Genomic DNA, 639 nt, shown 5'->3' with positions numbered 1-639 from the left:
ATATCGCTGGATTACAATCTGTGATTCGTAGGAAAAGAAAGCGTTATGTCCCTTCCTCTGCCCAATATGTCGCAGAAAACCGACTCAATCGTGAGTTCACTGCAAGTAAGCCAAATGAAAAATGGGTAACAGATGTCACGGAGTTTAAATTAGGAAATGGAAGAAAAGCCTACTTAAGCGCCATTTTAGACCTTTACGATAAATCCATTATTAGTTATGTATTGGGAGATTCAAACAATAACGGATTGGTATTTCAAACATTGGACCAAGCTATCGCTATCTTAAAAGAGAATGAACAACCATTAATTCATAGTGATCGAGGGTATCAATACACGTCCCGTGTGTTTAAGAGAAAAGTAGAAAAAGCAAAAATGGTTCATAGCATGTCACGTGCAGGAAGATGTATAGATAATGGACCAATGGAATCTTTTTGGGGAACGTTGAAGTGTGAAGAATATTACCTACATAAGTACGAAACGATTGAAACGTTACAACAATCAATAAATGATTATATCGATTTTTACAATAACAAACGTTATCAAGAAAGATTAAACGGCTTAAGTCCATTAGAATATAGGATTCAAGCCGCCTAATTTTTTTTATTATTTCCACTGTCTACTTGACAGGGGGCTGTTCAAT

1 protein-coding gene is annotated in these 639 nt (G+C 35.8%); it reads left to right on the top strand.

The window, feature by feature from the left end:
- Positions 1 to 593, top strand: a 593-nt coding sequence (locus SB717_RS33380; protein ID WP_410907076.1) for an IS3 family transposase, incomplete at its 5' end; no start/stop codon positions are given.
- Positions 594 to 639: the final 46 nt, after the last annotated feature.

Source organism: Priestia sp. SIMBA_032, assembly GCF_046535215.1.
In the GTDB taxonomy this organism is placed as follows: Bacteria; Bacillota; Bacilli; order Bacillales; family Bacillaceae_H; genus Priestia; species Priestia aryabhattai.
Note: the sequence above shows the minus strand (reverse complement) of the source record. Positions and strands in the feature narration are given on the sequence as shown.